The sequence below is a fragment of the Nonomuraea sp. CA-141351 genome (assembly GCF_050944675.1).
GTDB lineage: Bacteria > Actinomycetota > Actinomycetes > Streptosporangiales > Streptosporangiaceae > Nonomuraea.
Window position 1 is genome coordinate 2,654,632 of the sequence record NZ_CP191982.1, and the last position, 19,623, is coordinate 2,674,254.

The window sequence follows — 19,623 nt, forward strand, 5'->3', positions numbered from 1 at the left end:
GTTCGAATCTCAAGGTCAGACCCTGGGTTGACGTGCGGAGGCCGCCGAAGCCGCTACGGTTCCACGCGTGGACGACACCCATCCCTTCTTCGCCAGGCGACTGAGCCGCCGCCAGCTCGTCATGCTCGATCTGGTGGCGGGGATGTGCTTCGCGTTCGCGAGTTTCACGACGGCGGTCAATGCCACCGCCCTGCCGCCGTGGGTGAGGATCGCCATCCCCTTCGCGTTGGGGCTGCCGCTGGCCCTACGAAGACTGTGGCCACTGCCCGTCTTCTGCTTCACTCTGGTGCTGGCCATCTTCGCCGTGCTGGTCGACGCCGTGGCGTTCGCCTACCTCGCGCCCGCGTACGCGCTTTACATCGTGGCCTTCTCCGACAGGGTCGGCGTCGCGGTTCCGACGTCGGGAATCGGAGCGTTGAGCCTGGTCACGGTCTTCGGCCTCGCTGTAGCAGGAGTGCCGCGCGACAGCGCGCCGGGATGGTTGTTGCATCTCGACAAGCCCCTGCTGGGCATCGCGGCGCTGGGCGGCGCGTGGACGGTGGGCCGGGCGGTGCAAGAACGGAGGCTCTACGCGGCCCGTGACGCTGAGCGGCTGGCGGCGCAGGCGGTCGCGGAGGAGCGGTTACGGATCGCTCGCGAACTGCACGACGTGGTGACGCACAGCGTCGGCTTGATCGCGGTCAAAGCCGGGGTGGCCAATCACGTGCTGGCGACCAGGCCGGACGAGGCGCATGACGCGCTGCGTGTGATCGAGACTGCGAGCAGGAGCGCGCTGGTCGAAATGCGCCATCTGCTTGGCGTGCTCAGATCCACGTCCGAGCCCGACCTTGTACCCGTACCCGGTCTGGCGGGGATCGAGGGGTTGGTGGAGCAGGCTCGGCTGGCGGGGGTTGAGGTCGAGCTCGAAGTGCGAATCCCGGGTAGCGATGATGACAGTCGTGAGAGGGATGTCAGGGAGCGAAGGCGGCTGCCTGAAGGTGTGGAGTTGTCGGTTTATCGCATCGTGCAGGAAGCGCTCACCAACGTCGCCAAGCACGCCGCGCCTGCCCGTTGCCGGGTGTCGGTGGTCGCTGATGGCAAGAATGTACGGATCGAGGTAGTGGACGACGGGCCTGGAAGACGTGCGTTGCCGTCCGTGGGCACCGGGAATGGCCTGATCGGGATGCGCGAGCGGGCTGCGATGTACGGCGGGGTGTTCGAAGCCGGGAGGCTTCCTGGGCGAGGGTTTCGGGTTTTCGCCCGGCTCCCTTATGAGGAGGTCTCGTGATCCGCGTGGTTATTGCCGACGATCAGGCGTTGCTCAGGGGGAGTTTCAGAGTGCTGGTCGACTCGGAGCCCGATCTGACTGTGGTGGGGGAGGCGGCCACTGGGGTGGAGGCCGTTTCGGTGGCTCTGGAGGAGCGGGCGGATGTGGTGCTCATGGACGTAAGGATGCCGGAAATGGATGGGATTGAGGCTACTCGGAGGATTAAGGATGTTTCGCGGGTCCTTGTTGTGACGATGTTTGATCTTGATGCTTATGTTTATGACGCGCTTCGGGCTGGGGCTAGTGGATTCTTGCTGAAGGACACGCCGCCGGCGGATTTGCTAGCCGCTATTCGGGTGGTGGCGGGTGGGGAGGCCTTGTTGGCTCCTACGGTTACGCGCAGGTTGATTGAGGAGTTCACGCGTACACCTGTCCTGCCTCGAGTGAAGGGGTTGGACGGTGTTACGGAGCGGGAACGAGAGGTGTTGATGCTGATCGCGCGGGGATTGTCCAATGCGGAGATTGCGGAATATCTGCAGGTGAGCCTGGCTACGGTGAAGACGCATATCACTCGGTTGCTGGCCAAGCTGGAGGCTCGGGATCGGGCGCAGCTCGTCATCGCGGCGTATGAGAGCGGACTGGTTTCTGCTGCGGGGTGAATTCGTCTGGGCCCCCTTATCCGCCTGCCCTGACGGTCCCCTCTGGCGGTCGCCGTTGCTCATGCCCTTTGGGGGGGTCGCCGTTGCTCGCGCCCTTTGGGGGCCGCCCTCTCCCGCGCCCCTTGGCGACCGTCCTTGCCTCCCTTTAGGGGCCGCACTCGTCTGCCGCCTTCACCCGCATCCCAGCGCCGTCATCCTTTGGTCGGAGGAACCCATGCGGAAAGCCGCACACCGGGCCCGCACCGGGTGGTACCCACCATCGCCGGAGAGGTCCTGCTCGACCGTACCGGGCAGCTACTCCACGACCTGGACGAGACGATCTCCACGACTCGATCGGTCGGCGGCGAGCATACCGGGCGGATCGCGCGGCTCGGGGAGGGCCGATGACGCGATCTTCGTCGATGAGTGCGTATGTAGCGTCAGATGTGCTGGCGGATGGCCTCGGAGATGGCTGCCAGGCGTTGGGGGGAGGCCAGGCCGGCGTGGTACAGGTGGAATTCGGATGCTCCTGCCTTCGCATACGTTCTGAGCTGGTCTACCAGCGCGGTGGCGTCGGCAGGGCGAGGGGGCAGGGCCAGGACATAGGCGCCTATTCGCTGGCCTGGGGTGGACAGGTCCTTGAGGTGGGCGAGGCGGGTGGCGTCCGTGGCCGGGTCGCCCCAGCAGTTTGCCACCAGGACGTCCGCTTCCGGTTCGCCTGCAGGGAGCGCGGCGAAGGCGCTTGCCGCCCAGGGGTCCGGGTTGGCGTGCAGGGTGATGGGGACGTTTGGGGCAGTCCTTCTGGCTACGGCGATCAGGCGTTGGCGTAGGGAGGCGGACAGTTCTACGCGGGTGGCGCGTACTTCGTCGGTCAGCTCGCCGAGGGCCTGGGCGATGGTGAGGGGGTGGGCGCCGGGCGTGGTGACCGTGGTGCCGGGCGTGGTGACCGTTGCGCTGGGCGTGGTGGTGTTGTGGGCGTGCGACGTGCCGGTCTGTGAAGACGTGCCGGTCTGTGAAGACGCGCTGGTCTGTGAAATGGACGTTGTGATGGTGCTGTGAGTCGTTGTGGCCGCTGTTGGGGTTTGCCCGAGCGGGGCGCGGTCTATGACAGCGCGGACTCTGTCTCTGGTGCCTGGCGGGTAGCGGTCGGCGCAGGACGAGCAGAAGCACAGTGACAGCAGGTCGGCGTCGGCAGGCGTCCAGTCCGCGCCGGACGTCTTCTCGTGGACGCTCTGGTGGCCGAAGCCCATGGGGCCGCAGGCTTCCAGGATGAGGCCGTCCGGCTCGCCTACGGTGAGGATCTCCTGGACCAGGCGCTCGCAGTACTCGACGACGTCCTCGTGAGCCGGGCAGAGCGCGTACGGGTACGGGTCGCCGAAGGCGTTGCGTACGACCAGGCCGGGATTTGCGGTGCCCAGGTGGGAGTTGTGAGTGAGGACGGTCCAGGCGTGCACCTGGAGGCCTACCGCCTTCAGCGCGTCTCTGGCCTGGAGGTACGCGTCCTCCGGGGTCCAGGTGGGGGCCGCGGGGATCAGCCGGGACCAGGATGACGGGCGGATCGGGAGGTAGAAGGCCGGATATGGCACGTCCAGTACGCGGTGGGACGGGTGGTAGGGCGTGGCGGCTCTCGTGGAGTGGTAGCTCGCGGCCAGCGCTACCGCCTGCACGCCCAGGCCGGCCAGGCGGTCAGGGGCCGAAGGGTCGCCGACGATGTCCCAGGGGTAGACGTAGGCCACGTTCACCGGCGTGGGCTGCTTCACCAGCGTGGTCTCCTTGCGGAAAAGGTGGGCTCGAAGCGTTGCATGTAACTCGTGTCGTCGCGGGCGGAGATCCCGCACTTCTCGTACTGCTCGTTCATGACGGCCAGTGCGTCGCGGTCGAGTTCGACGCCGAGGCCGGGACCGGCGGGCACCGGGACGGCGCCGTTCACGAAGCTCAGCGCGCCGGGTGCGACGACGTCCTGGCCGTCCTGCCAGGGCGTGTGAGTGTCGCAGGCGAACGTGAGGTTGGGGGTGGCGGCGGCCAGATGGGTCATGGCGGCCAGGCTGATCCCGAGGTGGGAGTTGGAGTGCATGGACAGCGCCAGGCCGAACGTGTCGCACAGGGTGGCGACGTGGGCGGAACGTTCGAGTCCACCCCAGTAGTGGTGGTCCAGGAGGAGTACACCGATCGCGCGGGATGCGATGGCGGGAGGGAGGTGTTCATGGGTGACCACGCACATGTTCGTGGCGAGGGGCATGGGGACGGCGGCGGCCACCTCCGCCATGCCGGGAATGCTGGGGGTCGGGTCCTCAAGGTATTGGAGGGTGCCTTCGAGCTCCTGGCCGACCCGGATCGAGGTCTCGACTGTCCAGGCGGCGTTCGGGTCCAGGCGGAGGGGGACCCCGGGGAACGCCTCGTGGAGGGCGCGTATCGCGGCTATCTCCTGGTCCGGAGGGAAGACGCCGCCTTTGAGCTTGATGGACTGGAAGCCGTATTCCTTGATGAGGAGGGCTGCTTGCTCGACGACGCCTGCTTCGTCCAGGGCCGCGCCGAACCGGTCGGGCTCGTCGCCGGGGTGGCCGGCCCACTTGTAGAAGAGGTACGCGCTGTACGGCACCGCGTCCCTGACGCGACCGCCCAAGAGGTCCACCACCGGCACTCCGGCCGCCTTGCCGCGAATGTCGAGGCAAGCCACCTCAAAAGGGGAGAAGATCCGGTCGACGCTCTTCTCCTTGGTGGCGACGCCGGTCAATCCGTGCAGGTCGGTCACCGTTTCGCCGACGATCGCGCTGATCCGGGCGTACATCGTGTTCGTGGCGTGCACATCGAGGCCGATCAGGGCTTCCGCGCACTCGCGTACCTTGCCCAGATGTGTGAGGTCCCCGTAGGTCTCTCCCAACCCGGTCAGACCTTCGTCTGTGACGACCTCGACAATGGTACGGAGGGCCCACGGCTCGTGGACTCCGGCGGCGTTCAGGAGCGGCGGGTCCCGGAAGGCAACAGGAGTGATGTGGATCTGCCTGATGATCATTTAGCCCGCCGTCCAGATATGTGAACAATGGCCAGATTTGTGGACAAGTTGCCGCAACTGTAAGAATCAAGATGAAGAAGTGTCAAGCTCGGAAGGGCCTTTCGATGATCTACGGACACGACCCCAGGACAGGCGAGGCCGTTGGCGCCGCGCTGCCCGAAACCGACAGTGCCGGGGTCGACACGATCGTTTCCGCCGCGGCCGCCGCCGGCGCGGCCTGGCGGGCGACCCCGGCGGCTGAGCGGGCGCTCGCGCTCGAGGCCGTCGCCGACGCACTCGCCGCGAACGTGGACGAGCTGTGGCAACTCGCCGACCAGGAGACCGCGCTCGGTGAGGTACGGCTGCGCGGCGAGGTCGCGCGTACGGCGGGGCAGTTCCGGCTCTTCGCCCAGGTCCTCAGGGACGGCGGATATACCGAGGCCATCATCGATCACGCCGATGCCTCGCTCGCGCCGCCCCGCCCCGACGTGCGCCGCATGAAGCACCCGCTGCCGGGTGTGGTCGCCGTCTTCGCGGCCAGCAACTTCCCGTTCGCGTTCTCGGTGGCCGGGGGCGACACCGCGTCCGCGCTGGCCGCGGGGTGTCCGGTCGTGGTCAAGGCGCACCCCGGGCATCCGAACACCTCCGAGCAGGTGGCGAAGATCGTCCGCGAGGCGCTGCCGAACGCCGACCTGCTGGGTCTCGTGCAGGGCATGCAGGCCGGTATCGACCTGGTGCAGCATCCCGGGGTGGTCGCGGCAGGGTTCACCGGGTCCGTGGCCGGGGGCAAGGCGATCCAGCGGCTGATCGACGAGCGCGAGGTGCCGATCCCGTTCTACGGTGAACTGGGCAGCGTCAACCCCGTCGTCGTGCTGCCGTCCGCGCCGGCCAAGGAGGTCGCCGCGGGGTTCGCCGGGTCGGTGACGCTGGGCGTCGGGCAGTTCTGCACGAATCCTGGGCTCATGTTCGTGCCCGAGGGCGACGAGCTCCGGGATGCCCTCGTCGAGGCGGTCGAGGGGACCAGCGGCGGCCCCATGCTGGCCGAGCGGATCAGGGACGGTTACGTCGGGGGTGTCGATCGGCTGGGCGAGCTGCGGTTGCTGGCCGAGGGCAAGCCGGGCGAGGGAAACTGGGCGGTCACGCCCAAGGTGTTCATCGCTGATCTCGACACGTTCGAGGAGAAGCTTCCCCGTATCGCCGAGGAGTGCTTCGGGCCGGCGTCGATCGTGGTGACGTATCGGGAAATTTCCGACCTGCGGCCTGTGCTTGAGCAGCTGGAAGGGTCGCTGACCGCGACCGTTCACAGCGCTGAGCCCGACGAGGCCGGAGACGTCGTCGAGGTGCTGCGCAGGAAGGCCGGTCGGCTCATCTGGAACGGCTGGCCGACTGGGGTGGCTGTGTGCTGGGCGATGCAACACGGTGGTCCTTGGCCTGCCGCGACCACGACCTCCACGTCTGTCGGGGCTACGGCGATCGAACGGTGGCTGGCGCCTACGGCATACCAGGACTGGCCGGAGGCGCTGCTGCCCGACGAGCTGAAGGACAGCAACCCGCTTTCCATTCCGCGGAGGGTCGACGGCCGCATGGAGGCGTGAAAGGGGCCGCTGGGCTCCTGGGGTCGGAAAGAGTGATGGTCGTGGGTTGACGCTGGGCGGTGCTGCTGCCCATCGCGATCCTGCGGCTGTGTGCAGGGGCGGTAGTGGCTGACCGGCTGGCTGGTCGGCCATGTGCTGATGGCGGTTGCCCGTGGTCGGGTGTCGTAGTGGGGCTGGATGGGGGGGTTGGCTGGCCGGTCGTGGGCTGATGGCGGTTGCCCAGCGGCCGGGTGGTCGCGTTGGAGCTGGGTGCGGGGTTGGCGATCGGTCGTAGTTCGGGCGGGCGTCACGGTGGTGGCGGGCTGCTCGTGGGGTCTGATGGCCAGCGTGTCTTGCGGGGCCTAAGCGTTAGGCGCCGGCGATTTCCAGGCCCTTAGCGATGATCCGCTCCAGGGACTCCAGGTGCTCGGGCGCCGGGTCCACCAGCGGCGCCCGTACACCCCCCACATCCAGCCCCCGAAACCGCACCCCCGCCTTGACCAGCGAGACCGCGTACCCGGGCACAAGGTCCCGCAGCTCCACCAGCGGAAGGTAGAACCCGGTCAGCAGCCGTTGTGTCAGCACCTCGTCCCCGCCTGTGACCGCCTTGTAGAAGGCCAGCGCGATCTCGGGCGCGAACGCGAACACGGCGCTCGAGTACAGGCTCACCCCGAGCCCCCGGTAGGCGGGCACGGTCAGCTCGGCGGTGGGCAGGCCGTTGAAGAACGTGAACTCCTTGCCGGTCGAGCGCCGCACGGTCAGGATGATCCGCTGGAGCAGGTCGAAGTCCCCCAGCCCGTCCTTGAAGCCGACGATGTTGGGCATTTCGGCCAGCTCCGCGACGGCAGAGGGGGAGAAGCGGGCGGTGCCCCGTTGGTAGATGACGACCGGCAGGTCGACGGTCGCGGCCACCTCGCGCACGTACCGCACCAAGCCGGTGGGAGGGCCGCTGACCAGGTACGGAGGCATCAGCAACAGCCCGTCGGCGCCCTGCGCGGCGGCGGCGCGCGCGATGGCCTTGGCGGTGGGCAGCGGGCCGCCGGCGCCGGCGAAGACGGGGGCGCGACCCGCGGTGGCCGCGACCGAGGTGGACACCACGCGGGTGTATTCGTCGAGGTCGAGGGCGCTGAACTCACCGGTGCCGCACGCGGTGAACACTCCTCCCGCCCCCGCCGCGACCCCGTCGGCGACGTGCCGGGCCAGAGTAGGTTCGGCGAGGTCGCCATCGGCGTCGAAGGGAGTGACCGGAAAGAAGAGAACACCATCTAGCCGCATCGACAGTCCTTTCTAGCGGATGCCCTCCCTGCGAAGAGTGGCAGCCAGCTTGCGGGTGTGTTTGATCACTGCCTCGGTGATCTGCTCGATCTCAGCGGGTCCGAGGCGCGCGGGCATCGCGCAGCTGATCGCGTCCGTGGCCGGGATGCGGTAGTCGACCGCCACGGCCACGCAGGCGAGGCCGGGCGTGCCCTGCTCGCGTTCGTACGCCCAGCCCCGGGTACGGACCTGGTCGAGCTCGCCCGTCAGCTTGTTCAGATCTGTGATCGTGTGGTCGGTCATCCCCGGCAGCGGGTCGGGCAGCAGCGCCACTACCTCGTCGTCCGTGAGCTGGGCCAGCAGCACCTGCCCGAGCGCCGTGACGTGGGCGGGCAGTCGCCGGCCCACCCGAGGGATCACGTGGTCGGCCTCACGCGACTCGCGGGTGGCCAGGTAGAGCACGTGCGCGCCGTCCCGGCGGGCGAAATGGGCGGTCTGCCCGATCTCCGCCCGCAGGTCCTCCAGGGTCTCCTGCGCGAACGGCAGCGCGGGATCCTTGTCGAGGTACGCGGTGCCGGTCAGCAGCGCGTGCGGCCCGATGCCGAACGCCGACCTGCTCGAGTCGGTCTCGACCCAGTTGAGCTCGACCAGCGTCCGCATGAGGGCGTGCAGACTGCTCCGCGGGAAGCCGGTGCGCTGCTGAAGCTCCGACAGCGTCAGGTTGTTGTGCGACTCGGCCAGGGCCTCGAGGATGCGTACCGTCCGCTCCGCGGACTTGACCAGCTGAGGCTCCATACTCATCCCATCTCGACTGCGGCTTCGGACATCCAGAATATGGGATAGCGTCCAGATACATGGACGCTTAACCCTTGATGGCGCCGCTTGTCAGACCTCGCATGAACTGCCGCTGGAAGGCGAGGAACGCGATGATCGACGGCAGCAGCGCCAGCAGCGAGGCCGCCAGCAGGACACCGATTCCCACCTCCTCGTCGGAGCGGAGCGAGCGCAGCGCGATGGGCAGTGTCCACATGCTCGACTCCGGCGCGACGATCAGGGGCAGCAGGTACTGGTCCCAGATCATGGTGAAGCCGAAGACCCCGATCACGCCGAGTGCGGGACGGCAGAGCGGCACGATGATGGTGGCGAAGATCCGCAGCTCGCCCGCGCCGTCGATGCGCGCGGCCTCCTCCAGCTCGACCGGCACTTCCTTCATGAACTCGGTCATGACCAGGATGGAGAAGCCCCAGGCGCCGACCGGCAGGATCATGCCCGCGTACGTGCCGATGAGATTGACGTGCAGCAGCGGCATGTCGGACAGGACGAGCGAGAGGGGGATCGCGATGATCTCCTCCGGCAGCATCATCGTGGTGAGCATGAGCAGCAGCACGATCGTCATCCCGCGGAACTTCTTGCGTGCCAGCGAGTACGCGGCGAAGACGCTCACGAGCATCTGCAGCAGCAGGCCGAAGCCCACGACGATGAAGGAGTTCAGCAGGTAGAGGTAGACGTTCTTCTCTTTGGCCTGGATGAAGTTCTCCAGGGTGAATTCGTCCGGCCACAGGGAGAAGGAGGTGGGGTCCAGAGTCTTGCTGAACGCACTCACCAGCAGCCCGACCAGCGGCCCGGTGAAAACCACCACCATAAAGCCATAAATCAGGACTTTTCCGGTGACGGCCACGGGGCCCTTGCGCGACTCCAGCCCCAGAGCGCTGTCGAACCTCATGTCGCCTGCCTCCTGCGCAGCATCTGCGCGATCAAGGTGAGCGCCAGCGTGGCCAGGAACAGCACGATGCCGCCCGCCGAGGCCACACCCAGATCGTTCTTCTGGAATCCGAGCTTGTAGATCAGGGTCATCAGCACCTCTGACGACCCGTTCGGACCACCGTTCGTCAGGACGTACACCTCGACGAAGACCCGCAGCCCGCGAATGGCGGCCAGCGTGAACAGGATCCAGAACACCGGCCGCAGGGCGGGCAGCGTGATGTGCCGCAGCCGATGCCAGGTGGAGGCGCCGTCCACGGCCGCCGCCTCGTAGAGCGTGCGGTCGACGCCGACCAGCCCCGCCAGGAAGATCATCATGTCGTACGGGGTGCCGCGCCAGATGCTCATCAGCATGATCGACCAGAGCGAGGAGTGCTCGCTGGCCAGCCACGGCTGGGGATCGATGCCGACCCAGCCGATGATCGTGTTGAGCATCCCGCTGTCGGCGGGGTGGAACATGATCCGCCATACCTCGGCCACGGCCGCCATCGTGGTGACGACCGGCAGGAAGGCCGCGGTGCGGATGAACCACAGATACCGGGCGGGCCCCTCGATGAGCAGCGCGAATCCCAGGCCCAGCATGAGCGAGCCGACCGTGGTGCCCAGCGCCAGCAGGATGCTGTGCCAGATGGCCGCGGCGAAGTCGGCGTCGCTGATGATCGTCTTGTAGTTCTCCAGGCCGAGCCATTCGTCACCGAGGAACGTCTGGACCTTGAAGAAGCTCTTCCACAGGCCCACGAACATCGGGATGAACTTGAAGTACAGGAACAGCAGCAGCGCGGGCGCCAGGAACAGCCAGGCGATCAGCTGCCCCCGCCACCGCACCCGTTTGGTGCGGCGATGGGGGCTCGCCGTGCGGCCAGGCGCCTGGGTGAGTGTGGAGGTCATGACGCTTTCTGGCTCTGGAGTTCCTGTGTGAGCTTGGTGTTCAACTGGTCCATCGACGTCTTGACGTTCGCGGAACAGTCGGCCCAGACCGCGTTGATGGAGTCGGCGGAGTCCTGGCGGATCGGTGCCCAGTTCGGGACCGGCGGTGCGTAGACGGCGTTGGCGTAGGCGTCCTGGAACACCTTCCAGCGCGGGTCCTGCCGCTCGCCGGCCATGTCGACCTGGGTGTTGACGGGCAGGCGGACGATGGCGCCGTTGGCGTCCTTGTTCATGCCGATCTTCTGGCCCTCAGGGGAGATCGCGAACTCGGCGAACTTCTTCTGCGCGTCCTGCTGGTCGGAGCCGGCCATCATGTAGACGTTCTCGCCCTCGCCGAGCGTTCCGGGGCCGCCGGACGGACCCTTGGGCAGGGGCAGGACCTCGAGCTTGTCGGTGCCGATGCTCTTGACGAACCGGGCGAGCACGTACGGGCCGACCAGGTAGATGCCGCCCTGACCCTTCTCGAAGACCTCGTGCGTGACGGTCGTGTCGTTGCTGACCGCGCCCGGGTTGACGGTCTTGGTCTTGCAGAACTGGTCCTGGAGGTACTGGACGGCCTCAACGGTCTTCGGGTCGTTGACCGTGGACTGGAAGTGGCCGCTGCCTGTGCTCTTGATGAAGTCGCCGCCGTTGGCGTAGATGAGGGAGGAGGCGTACCAGGAGGCGTAGCCGCGCTTGGTGCCCGCGGGGATGACGAAGCCCGCCGTGTCGGCCTTGCCGTTGCCGTCGGGGTCCTTCTCCGTGAACGCCTGCGCTAACTTGGCCAGGTCCTCCCAGCTCTGGGGCGGCTCCATGCCGACCTTCTCGCGCCAGTCCTTCCGTACGATCAGCGCGAACGACTGGGCGGAGAACGGAGCGCCGTAATACTTGCCGTCGCTGCCCGCGGCGGCCACCCACGCGCGGTCGGACAGCTTGTCGCCGCCGGCGAGCGAGGCCTTGTCGACTTCGCGCAGCCAGCCCTGCGAGTGCATGTTGCCGAGCTGGGCGGTGTCGTTGATGACGATGTCGGGAAGCTTCTTCTGGGCGGCCTGCTGGTTCAGCTTGGTCTCGAAGTCGTCGAATAGCGCGACGACTTTCGTCTTCACCCCGCTGGCCTTGGTGAATGCGTCGGCGAGTTTCACCGCTGTCTTGGCCGAGTCGGAATCGGGCGCCTGCCTGATCCAGATCTCCAGCGCATTGTCTGAACCTGATCCCCCGGAACCGCAGCCTGTCAGCGTTACGGCCAGGGTCGCTGTGACCGCGACCCCGAGCAGACGACGTGACATCAGACCGCCTCCCGTTCACATACGTGGACATGAGTCGTGGACTTGAACTCGTGCCTGTGAACGTAACTAGTGACATGGTTCACGGTCAATATTCAAGGATGTGAATTTCGGTCAGAATCGTGTACATCATGGATGCATGCGCATTCTCATGACCGGAGCCGCTGGAAAAGTCGGCGCGCTGCTCCGCCCACGGCTCGCCCGCGAAGGCCGCACGCTGCGGCTTTCCGACATCCACCCGGTCGAGCCGGGCCCCGGTGAGGAGTGGGTGACGGCGGACCTCGCCGACCCGGCCGCGATGGCCGAGGCGATGAAGGGCGTGGACGCGGTGATCCATCTCGGCGGCCAGAGCCGGGAGCATCCCTGGGCCGACATAGTGCAGGCCAACATCAATGGAACGCAAGTGCTTCTGGAGGCGGCTCGCCAGGAGGGCGTCCAGCAGTTGGTGCTCATGGGCAGCCACCACGCGGCCGGCTTCCACACCCGGCCGGCCGACGGCTCCGACTTGCCCGACTACGCCTTTCCCCGGCCCGACACCTTTTACGGAGTGAGCAAGGTCGTCATGGAGGCGCTCGGGAGCCTCTATCACGACCGGTTCGGCCTGAACGTGACCGTCGTCCGGCTCGGCACCTGCAACGAGGCCTCCGGTGACACGCGGGGGCTGGCCACCTGGATCTCGCCTGACGACCTGACCCGCCTGATCGAGGCTGCGCTGACCGCGCCCGGGTACCACGTGGTCTGGGGCGTCTCGGACAACGCGCGGCGATGGTGGTCGCTGGAGGAGGCCGAGTCCATCGGGTACGTCTCCCGCGACTCCTCCGACCCCCAGGCCGCGGCGCTCATCGCCGAGCAGGGGGAGCCGGACCTTTCCGAGCCGCTCCACAACCGCGCCGGAGGCGTGTTCACCCTCAAGGAACTGGGCGGCCGCTGGTAACGCCCCGGACCCCGCGTGGTGGGCGCCGGCGCGGAGGCGCGCCTTGCGGCGTGGGAAGTCGTGCGCGCCCGCCTCCCGTGCCGGGCGCGACGTTGTGATGCGGCCGCATCAGGCGCGGTGCTGTGACGGCGGCGGCTGGTCATACCCCTCTTGACCAGGCGATTCATGAATCGCACACGAAAGCCGCAAGATCGATGCCGCACACTCCGATCGGCTGGACGGTGCCTCCGTACCGGCTGGCAGCGGAAAGCGAAGGCCCCGGTGGCGGGGCCGGTCGTCGGGGCGCTGCCGTACTCGGCTGCTGACGGCGTCCATCGGGGACGCCGTTGTTCATGAGGGGAGTGGCCCCGTGCGGCGATGGCGTACGTGCCTGGGCGCGAGGTGGACGCGGTGTGTGGCGACCGCGGGCGTGGTCCTGATGGCGTGGTCACCCGTGGCGGTTTCCGCCACAGTGGATCCCGGGGCAGGCGAGCCGTCCGCGCGGGTCGCCGAGGCGCCGGACGAGGCGAGCGCGGTCAGCGCCGCCGTCAGGCAGAAGTCACCGGTCACCGTCGGGTCGCTCACCACGGAGACCAGGACCGTCAGCGCGCAGCCCGACGGGACGCTGCGGGCGGTGCTGAACTCGCGGCCCGCCCGCGTGCGGCGGGGCGACCGGTGGGTCGGCGCCGACGCCACGCTGGAGCGGCGCGCCGACGGCTCCATCGGCCCTCGAGCCGCCGGCGTGGATCTCGCCTTCTCAGGCGGTGGCGACAAGACGCCGCTGGTCAGCTACGGCAAGGACGGCAAGCTGATCGAGCTGACCTGGCAGGGCACGCTCCCGGTGCCCGTACTGGAGGGCCCCGCCGCCACGTACGCCGAGGTGCTGCCAGGCGTCGACCTTGTGCTGCGGGCCGAGGCGGACGGCTACACCCAGCACCTCGTGGTCAAGAACGACGACGCCGCGAAGCATCTGAAGAAGGTCGAGCTGGGCCTGTCCGCCAAGGGCGTCACGGTGCACCTCAAGGACGGCGGCGTGCTGGAGGCCCGCGACGCTGCGGGCACCGTGTGGTTCCAGGCGCCGCCGTCGCGGATGTGGGACGCGGGCACGAAGAGCGCGCAAGTCGGCGTCCACATCAAAGGCGGCACGCTCACGCTCATCCCCGACCAGGACCTGCTGACCGGCGCGGACACGAAATTCCCCGTCACGGTGGACCCGAACTGGAACACTCCCGGCAAGACCGGCTGGGCGAAGGTGTTCTCCGGCAAGCCCACCACGACGGCGTGGTTCGGCGGCCAGGACGGCCCCGAGGGCAAGTCGGGCAAGTGCTACGTGGCGTCGGGGGAGTGCAACGGCATAGGCGTGGCGCGCACGTACTACCAGTGGGACACCGGCTTCCTGGGCGGCAAGCAGATCCTCGAGGCGATGGTCAACACGCCGGTGGTGCACAGCCCGAGCTGCTCGACCGAGGCCGACAAGCACCGGCTGATGCTCGCCGACGGGCCCATCGGCCCGGGTACGAACTGGAGCAATGCCCCGTGGGGTCGCGAAGTGGAACTTCCGAAGGGCGCGCCCACCGTGCACTCCGGCTGCCCCGGCTTCAAGGGGCTCGGGTTCAACGTGGTGAACGCCTTGCGGCCCGGTGGCGTCTCGACGTACTTCATCGCCGCGGTGGACGAGGGCAACGATCTCGGCTGGCGCAGGTTCGACGCCAACGCGACCAACCTGACCGTCAAGTTCAACACCGCGCCGGACGCGCCGTACAACATGGGCACCGACCCGCCGCTGCAGCCGCCGTGCAAGTGGTGCGGGGGCAAGTCGTACGTCGGAGACGAGTGGATCAGGCTGCAGACCAACCTGTCCGACCCCGACCAGGACCAGGTACACCCGATCTGGGAGATCGCGGGAGAGCACCGTGACAACGGCCCCACGCAGGTCTCCGGCGGGTCCTTCAGCACCAATGTGGACCTGCGCGGGCGGGACAAGCAGACGGTGTCGTGGAAGGCACAGGCCCATGACGGCTGGCTGGCCGGGCCGTGGCGGGACGGGACGTCGTTCGTCGTGGACCAGGTGGGCGTGGGCACGAAGCCGAACGTCAGCGCCAAGCTGTACAAGGAGGACAACTTCTGGCACGGCGGAGTCGGGGTGCCGGACGAGTTCACGTTCGACGCGGCCGGGATCGGCGACGTCGACCACTACTACTACGGCTGGTCGAGCTCGCCGTCCACGAAGGTGGACGCCGGCTCGCTGGGCGGCCCGGCGACGGTGAAGCTGGCGCCGCCCGGCGACGGCCCGCGCGACCTGTTCGTGCAGAGCGCAGACCGGGCCGACCACCGCAGCCCGACCCGCGTGTACCACTTCTACGTCCGGGCGGGGAACGGGCCGTTCACGCAGTGGGCGTTCGAGGGCAACGCCTCTGACACCGCGTTCCTGGGTGAGCGGGACGGCACGCTGAACGGCGACGCCTCGTACGCGCCCGGCGCGGTCGGCACGGGGCTGAAGCTGGCCGGGAACGGCAGCGTGACCGCGCCGAACAGCGTGCGCACTGACGCGAGCTTCTCCGTCTCGGCGTGGGTCAAGCTGGAGGACAGGTCCATCGCGCGTGCGGTCGTGAGCCAGGACGGGCCCAGCTTCCCCGGGTTCGACCTGTGGTATCGGCCGGAGGACGGCGGCAAGTGGGCGTTCGGCATGACGACCGCGGGCACGAACGCCGAAGGCCCCGAGCTGGCCTGGTCCAGCAAGGTCGCGCAGGACGGCGTGTGGACGCACCTGGCCGGCGTGTACGACGCGCAGGCCAAGACGCTCAAGCTGTACGTCAACGGGGACCTGAACAGCACGGTCACCCGTACCGCCGCTCCCTGGCAGTCGACCGGCCCGGTGCGCATCGGGCAGACACAGTGGAACGGGAAGATCGTCGACAACTGGACCGGCTTGATCGACGAGGTTCAGGTGCACGACCGGGTGCTGACAGCGAGCGAGATCAAGGCCGCGGTGAGCAGGGACAACATCCAGGTCGGTCACTGGACGTTCGAGGACGACGTGACCAGCAAGACCGCGGCCAACGCGGTGGCCGGCGGCGAGATGGCCATCCTGTCCGACGGCGCCGCGCTCGCTGAGGAGGCGGACGGGAACGGCTACCTGTCGCTCGACGGCTCCAAGGGGTACGCCACCACCGGCAAGCCGGCGTTCAGGACCGACCAGAGCTTCTCCGTGACGGCTTTGGTGAAGTTGTCGGACAAGTCCGTCACCCAGGCGGTGGTGAGTCAGGACGGCACGAAGTTCCCCGGGTTCGCCCTGTGGTACCGGGCGGACAAGGGCACGTGGGTGTTCGGCATGGCCACGGCCGCCGAGAACGCACAGGGCGCCGACATGGCCGTGTCGTCCGAGTCACCGGGGGACTCCAAGGGGTGGACCCACGTGGCCGGGGTCTACGACGCGCAGGCCAAGACACTGAAGGTGTACGTGGACGGGCGGCAGAGAGGCGTCGTCCGGCAGACGGCGACGCCGTGGAACGCCACCGGCCCGCTGCAGATCGGGCGGACGCTGTGGAACGGCAACCCGGACGCCGACCACTGGAAGGGCGGCATCGACGAGGTGCGCGCCTACAGCCGGGTCCTGTCGGATGAGGAGATCCGCGGCATCGTCTCACAGGCCGGCGTATCCGCCGCCAGGTACAGGTTCGACGGTGACGCCGCCGACTCCTCCGGCAACGGCGCGCACGGCACCCTGTCCGGGGCGACGGACTGGTCGCTCGACTGGGTCGGCGGCCAGACGACCAACCCGGACCCGAGCGACATGGCGGTGCATCTGAACGGCCAGGACGCCTACGTGAGCGCGCCGCACGCCGTGGACACCAGCAAGAGCTTCTCTGCGGCGGCGTGGGTGCGGCTGGAGAAGGTCGGCGGCCACTACGGCGTGGTGTCCCAGGACGGCGCCACGACCAGCGCGTTCAAGATAGAGGCCGATCCCGGAGGCGGCTGGTCGTTCACCATGTTCACGAAGGACGTCGACGGCGGCGGCGAGGACCACCGGGCCATCGGCGGCAAGGCCCAGGTCGGCGTGTGGACACACGTGGCCGGCGTTTACGATTCCGGCAACGGCAAGCTCCTCCTGTACGTCAACGGAGAACTGGCCGCCGGCACCGCGCACACGAACGCCTGGAACAACGCGACAGGCAAGCTGATGGTCGGCCGGAACATGTGGCAGCGCCAAGGGATCGACTACTTCCCCGGCGCGATCGACGATGTGTCGGTCTACGGCCGGGCGCTGTTCGCCGACGAGGTCCGCCAGATGGCCGGGCGTGACCTGACGCTGGTGCACGACTGGGCGCTGGACGAGCCGAGCGGCACGACGGCCGCCGACTCGATCGGCACCCAGCGCGGCACCCTGGCCGGGAACGCCGCCTGGACGGCCGGTCGGGCGGGCAACGCGATCGAACTGGACGGCGACGGCGACGCGGTCTCCACCGGCGACGTCAACCTGAACACCGGCACCAGTTTCACCGTCTCGGCCTGGATGTACCTGCCGGAGGAGAAGAAGTCGTGCGATCTGAACAGGTACACAGAGTGCCGGATGGACGCGGTCTCCCTCGACGGCTCCGCCACCAGTAAGTTCCGGCTGGGCCACGTGGTCGACAACGACCAGAACCGGTACGGCGCGTGGACGTTCGAGATGGCCGAGACAGACAGTGACAACCCGCTCGTCACCAAGGCTGCGGTGTCTGCTCATTCGTCTGAGTTCGATGAGGGTTGGGTGCATCTGGTCGGCGTGTACGACGCCCCTACGAGGACGACCTGGCTCTACGTGAACGGCGGCTACTCCGGCGACGGCACCATGAACGGCTCCTGGGACGCGAGCGGCGGCGTGCAGATCGGCCGCGGCAAGGTGGCGGGCAAGTACGCCGAGTACTGGTCGGGCAAGGTGGACGACGTCCGCCTCTACACGGGCGTGCTGGACCGCGAGCGCGTCTCCTCGCTCTACCACTCCTACCCGGCCGAACTGGGACCGGACACGCTGCCGCAGGCGGACGCCGGGGAGTGGCGCTTCGACGAGGCATCCGGCACGACGGCGGCCGATACCACGATCAACGCCCGCAACCTGACGCTGAAGGGCGCCACGGGCTGGGTCGGCGGCCGGACCGGCTACGCCGCCTGGCTGGACGGTACGTCCGGCTACGCGCAGACCGCCGGACCGGTGCTCACCACCACCGGGAGCTTCTCGGTCACCGCGTGGGCGTACCTGTCCAAGACCGGAACCGCCCGCACGGTCCTCGCACAGGACGGCAACAGCGTCAGCCCGTTCGGACTGGCCTACAACCCCAGCGACAATCGTTGGTCGGCGTCCTGGGCCAAGGAGGACAAGGACAACGCCGCCATAACCCTGCTGAACTCGACCGAGGCGCCCGCCGTGGGCAGTTGGACGCACCTCGGTGTGGTCTACAACGCTTCCCTGCGGCAACTGCGCCTGTACGTCAACGGCATCCTGTCGTCGGTCAGGGTCGGCGTGACCATCAAGGATGCGCCCGGGCCGTTCACCGTCGGGCGCAGCCTGTGGAACAAGCAGCCCATCGGGTACTTCCCGGGCGGCGTGGACGACGTGCGAGCGTACGGCCGGGCGCTGTCGGACGGCGAAGTCCGGCGGATCCACGATGACGGCGGCGCGCCGGTGATGAGCGCGTGGCGGTTCGACGACGGCACCGGCAAGGACGCCACCGCGCGCGGCGACGACGCGGTCCCCGAGGGCGCGATCAGCTTCGTCCCGGGCGTGAGCGGCAAGGCGATCGAGGTCGACGGCATGACCGGCAAGGCGATCGCGGCGCGTCCCGCGGTGGACACGCGCGACAGTTTCACCGTCTCGGCGTGGGCCCGGCTGTCGCGCCTGGACCAGACCGGCACGGTGGCCGGGCAGGACGGCGCCCGGATGAGCGGTTTCGCCCTGCAGTACCGGTACCCGCTGAAGCGATGGGTGTTCGGCGCGCCGGTGGCCGACTCCGACGGCGCCGAGATGGTCTACGTGCCTTCGCAGAAGGAGCCCAAGGCGGGCGAGTGGACGCACCTGACCGGCGTGTACGACTACGCCGCCCGGCAACTGCGCCTGTACGTCGACGGCGAGCTGGCCGGATACAAGAACAACGTCGCTCTGTGGCCGGCGAGCGTCAAGTTCGCCATCGGGCGCGGCAAGGTCAACGGCGGCAACGACCTGTTCTTCCCGGGAGCGATCGACGAGGTGGTGACCAACCAGGGCGCGGTGCCGGAGAAGGAGATCGCCCGCCGCGCCGCCTGGCCGAAGGCGCCAGAAACGCAGTTGGGCGGCTTCGTCAACACGGCCGGCGACCACTACAGCGGTGACACGACAGTGGCGGCCCGCAAGGGTTACCACTTCGCGTCCACCCTCGGCACGCTCGTCCCCTCCCAGCGGACGAACACCAGGACCCTGTACGCCTGTGACGCCGGCGGTGACGCGTTCACCTCGACCGACGCGGCCTGCGAGGGCAAGACGGCGCTCGGCGAGATCGGCGCGGTCTACACCACGCCGCCGTCGAACGAGGCCACGATCCCGATCTACCGGTGTGACACGGCCAAGGACAGCTTCGACTCGCGCGACGCCAGGTGCGGCGGCGCGGCCACCGGCACGCTGCTCGGCCACACCTTGGCCTACGCCCCGCTGGCCAGGTACAACTACCACACCGTGCTGCCGGACCACTCGGCGGTGGTGGACGGCCCGCCGCCCGGCTACGAGGCGGAAGGGACGCTCGGCCTGCTGGCGCTCACCCCCGAGGCGGGCACCCGGCCGCTCACGGGCTGCCAGGCGGGCGTCGAACAGTTCGTGTCACTCGATCCGGCCTGTGAGGGACAGACGGTGACCGGCGTGCTCGGCCACATCTGGACCGCCGCGCCGGAGGGCAGGCAGAGCCACCTGCTCTACCGGTGCCGGGCCGGCGGCGACCACTTCGTCTCGCCGCTGGAGACGTGCGAGGGCCAGACGGTCGAGGGTGCCCTCGGCTACGCGCTCGTCGCCGCCCCCGACATCGAGCCCGTGTTCCCGTGACGCCATCGCGA

The 19,623-nt window shown here is 68.4% G+C and carries 13 protein-coding genes; 6 read left to right on the forward strand and 7 right to left on the reverse strand.

Going from position 1 to position 19,623, the window contains the following annotated elements; genetic code table 11:
- Positions 1-67 precede the first annotated feature (67 nt).
- From ACQPWU_RS13015 to ACQPWU_RS13025, 3 genes are all read left to right on the forward strand, one after another.
- Positions 68-1,267: a sensor histidine kinase gene (locus ACQPWU_RS13015; RefSeq protein WP_433439602.1), complete on the forward strand. Its 1,200-nt coding sequence runs from the start codon at positions 68-70 to the stop codon at positions 1,265-1,267.
- The gene (locus tag ACQPWU_RS13020; protein WP_433439604.1) at positions 1,264-1,905 is read left to right on the forward strand and encodes a response regulator; all 642 of its coding nucleotides are present in this window, start codon (positions 1,264-1,266) and stop codon (positions 1,903-1,905) included. Before ACQPWU_RS13015 ends, ACQPWU_RS13020 begins: the two co-directional genes overlap by 4 nt.
- 246 nt (positions 1,906-2,151) lie before the next feature.
- Positions 2,152-2,292, forward strand: coding sequence for a hypothetical protein (locus ACQPWU_RS13025; protein WP_433439606.1), 141 nt, complete (start codon positions 2,152-2,154; stop codon positions 2,290-2,292).
- A gap of 32 nt (positions 2,293-2,324) precedes the next feature.
- Here ACQPWU_RS13025 and ACQPWU_RS13030 read toward each other — a convergent pair whose 3' ends face one another.
- Both ACQPWU_RS13030 and ACQPWU_RS13035 read right to left on the reverse strand, forming a co-directional pair.
- Positions 2,325-3,644, reverse strand: coding sequence for a hypothetical protein (locus tag ACQPWU_RS13030; RefSeq protein WP_433439608.1), 1,320 nt, complete (start codon positions 3,642-3,644; stop codon positions 2,325-2,327).
- Positions 3,641-4,897, reverse strand: coding sequence for a glucarate dehydratase family protein (locus tag ACQPWU_RS13035; RefSeq protein ID WP_433439610.1), 1,257 nt, complete (start codon positions 4,895-4,897; stop codon positions 3,641-3,643). The genes ACQPWU_RS13030 and ACQPWU_RS13035 overlap by 4 nt, the downstream gene beginning before the upstream one ends.
- 104 nt (positions 4,898-5,001) lie before the next feature.
- On the opposite strand from ACQPWU_RS13035, the gene ACQPWU_RS13040 reads away from it, so the two are divergent.
- Positions 5,002-6,471, forward strand: a complete 1,470-nt coding sequence (locus tag ACQPWU_RS13040; protein WP_433439612.1) for an aldehyde dehydrogenase (NADP(+)) — start codon at positions 5,002-5,004, stop codon at positions 6,469-6,471.
- 348 nt (positions 6,472-6,819) lie between these two features.
- Here the strand turns inward: ACQPWU_RS13040 and ACQPWU_RS13045 are convergent, their stop codons facing one another.
- The 5 genes from ACQPWU_RS13045 to ACQPWU_RS13065 all read right to left on the reverse strand — a co-directional run bounded on the left by ACQPWU_RS13045 (position 6,820) and on the right by ACQPWU_RS13065 (position 11,657).
- Positions 6,820-7,725: a 5-dehydro-4-deoxyglucarate dehydratase gene (locus ACQPWU_RS13045; RefSeq protein ID WP_433439614.1), complete on the reverse strand. Its 906-nt coding sequence runs from the start codon at positions 7,723-7,725 to the stop codon at positions 6,820-6,822.
- A 12-nt stretch (positions 7,726-7,737) separates the two neighbouring features.
- Positions 7,738-8,499, reverse strand: coding sequence for an IclR family transcriptional regulator (locus ACQPWU_RS13050; protein ID WP_433439616.1), 762 nt, complete (start codon positions 8,497-8,499; stop codon positions 7,738-7,740).
- Between the two features lie 67 nt (positions 8,500-8,566).
- The gene (locus ACQPWU_RS13055; RefSeq protein WP_360704926.1) at positions 8,567-9,427 is read right to left on the reverse strand and encodes a carbohydrate ABC transporter permease; all 861 of its coding nucleotides are present in this window, start codon (positions 9,425-9,427) and stop codon (positions 8,567-8,569) included.
- Positions 9,424-10,353, reverse strand: a complete 930-nt coding sequence (locus tag ACQPWU_RS13060) for a carbohydrate ABC transporter permease (protein ID WP_433439618.1) — start codon at positions 10,351-10,353, stop codon at positions 9,424-9,426. The genes ACQPWU_RS13055 and ACQPWU_RS13060 overlap by 4 nt, the downstream gene beginning before the upstream one ends.
- The gene (locus ACQPWU_RS13065) at positions 10,350-11,657 is read right to left on the reverse strand and encodes a sugar ABC transporter substrate-binding protein (protein ID WP_433439620.1); all 1,308 of its coding nucleotides are present in this window, start codon (positions 11,655-11,657) and stop codon (positions 10,350-10,352) included. The genes ACQPWU_RS13060 and ACQPWU_RS13065 overlap by 4 nt, the downstream gene beginning before the upstream one ends.
- 136 nt (positions 11,658-11,793) lie before the next feature.
- Between ACQPWU_RS13065 and ACQPWU_RS13070 the strand changes: the two genes are divergently transcribed.
- Both ACQPWU_RS13070 and ACQPWU_RS13075 read left to right on the forward strand, forming a co-directional pair.
- On the forward strand, positions 11,794-12,588 hold the full coding sequence (locus tag ACQPWU_RS13070; RefSeq protein WP_433439622.1) for an NAD-dependent epimerase/dehydratase family protein: 795 nt from the start codon (positions 11,794-11,796) through the stop codon (positions 12,586-12,588).
- 394 nt (positions 12,589-12,982) lie between these two features.
- A complete protein-coding gene (locus ACQPWU_RS13075) occupies positions 12,983-19,612 on the forward strand; it encodes a LamG domain-containing protein (RefSeq protein WP_433439624.1) in 6,630 nt (2,209 codons plus the stop codon).
- The last annotated feature ends 11 nt before the right edge of the window (positions 19,613-19,623 follow it).

Bases quoted from the DNA above. Each gene is read 5' to 3' on its own strand.
- ACQPWU_RS13035 (WP_433439610.1), bottom strand. From the start codon at position 4,897: ATGATCATCAGGCAGATCCACATCACTCCTGTTGCCTTCCGGGACCCG.
- ACQPWU_RS13040 (WP_433439612.1), top strand. From the start codon at position 5,002: ATGATCTACGGACACGACCCCAGGACAGGCGAGGCCGTTGGCGCCGCG.
- ACQPWU_RS13045 (WP_433439614.1), bottom strand. From the start codon at position 7,725: ATGCGGCTAGATGGTGTTCTCTTCTTTCCGGTCACTCCCTTCGACGCC.
- ACQPWU_RS13050 (WP_433439616.1), bottom strand. From the start codon at position 8,499: ATGGAGCCTCAGCTGGTCAAGTCCGCGGAGCGGACGGTACGCATCCTC.
- ACQPWU_RS13055 (WP_360704926.1), bottom strand. From the start codon at position 9,427: ATGAGGTTCGACAGCGCTCTGGGGCTGGAGTCGCGCAAGGGCCCCGTG.
- ACQPWU_RS13060 (WP_433439618.1), bottom strand. From the start codon at position 10,353: ATGACCTCCACACTCACCCAGGCGCCTGGCCGCACGGCGAGCCCCCAT.
- ACQPWU_RS13065 (WP_433439620.1), bottom strand. From the start codon at position 11,657: ATGTCACGTCGTCTGCTCGGGGTCGCGGTCACAGCGACCCTGGCCGTA.
- ACQPWU_RS13070 (WP_433439622.1), top strand. From the start codon at position 11,794: ATGCGCATTCTCATGACCGGAGCCGCTGGAAAAGTCGGCGCGCTGCTC.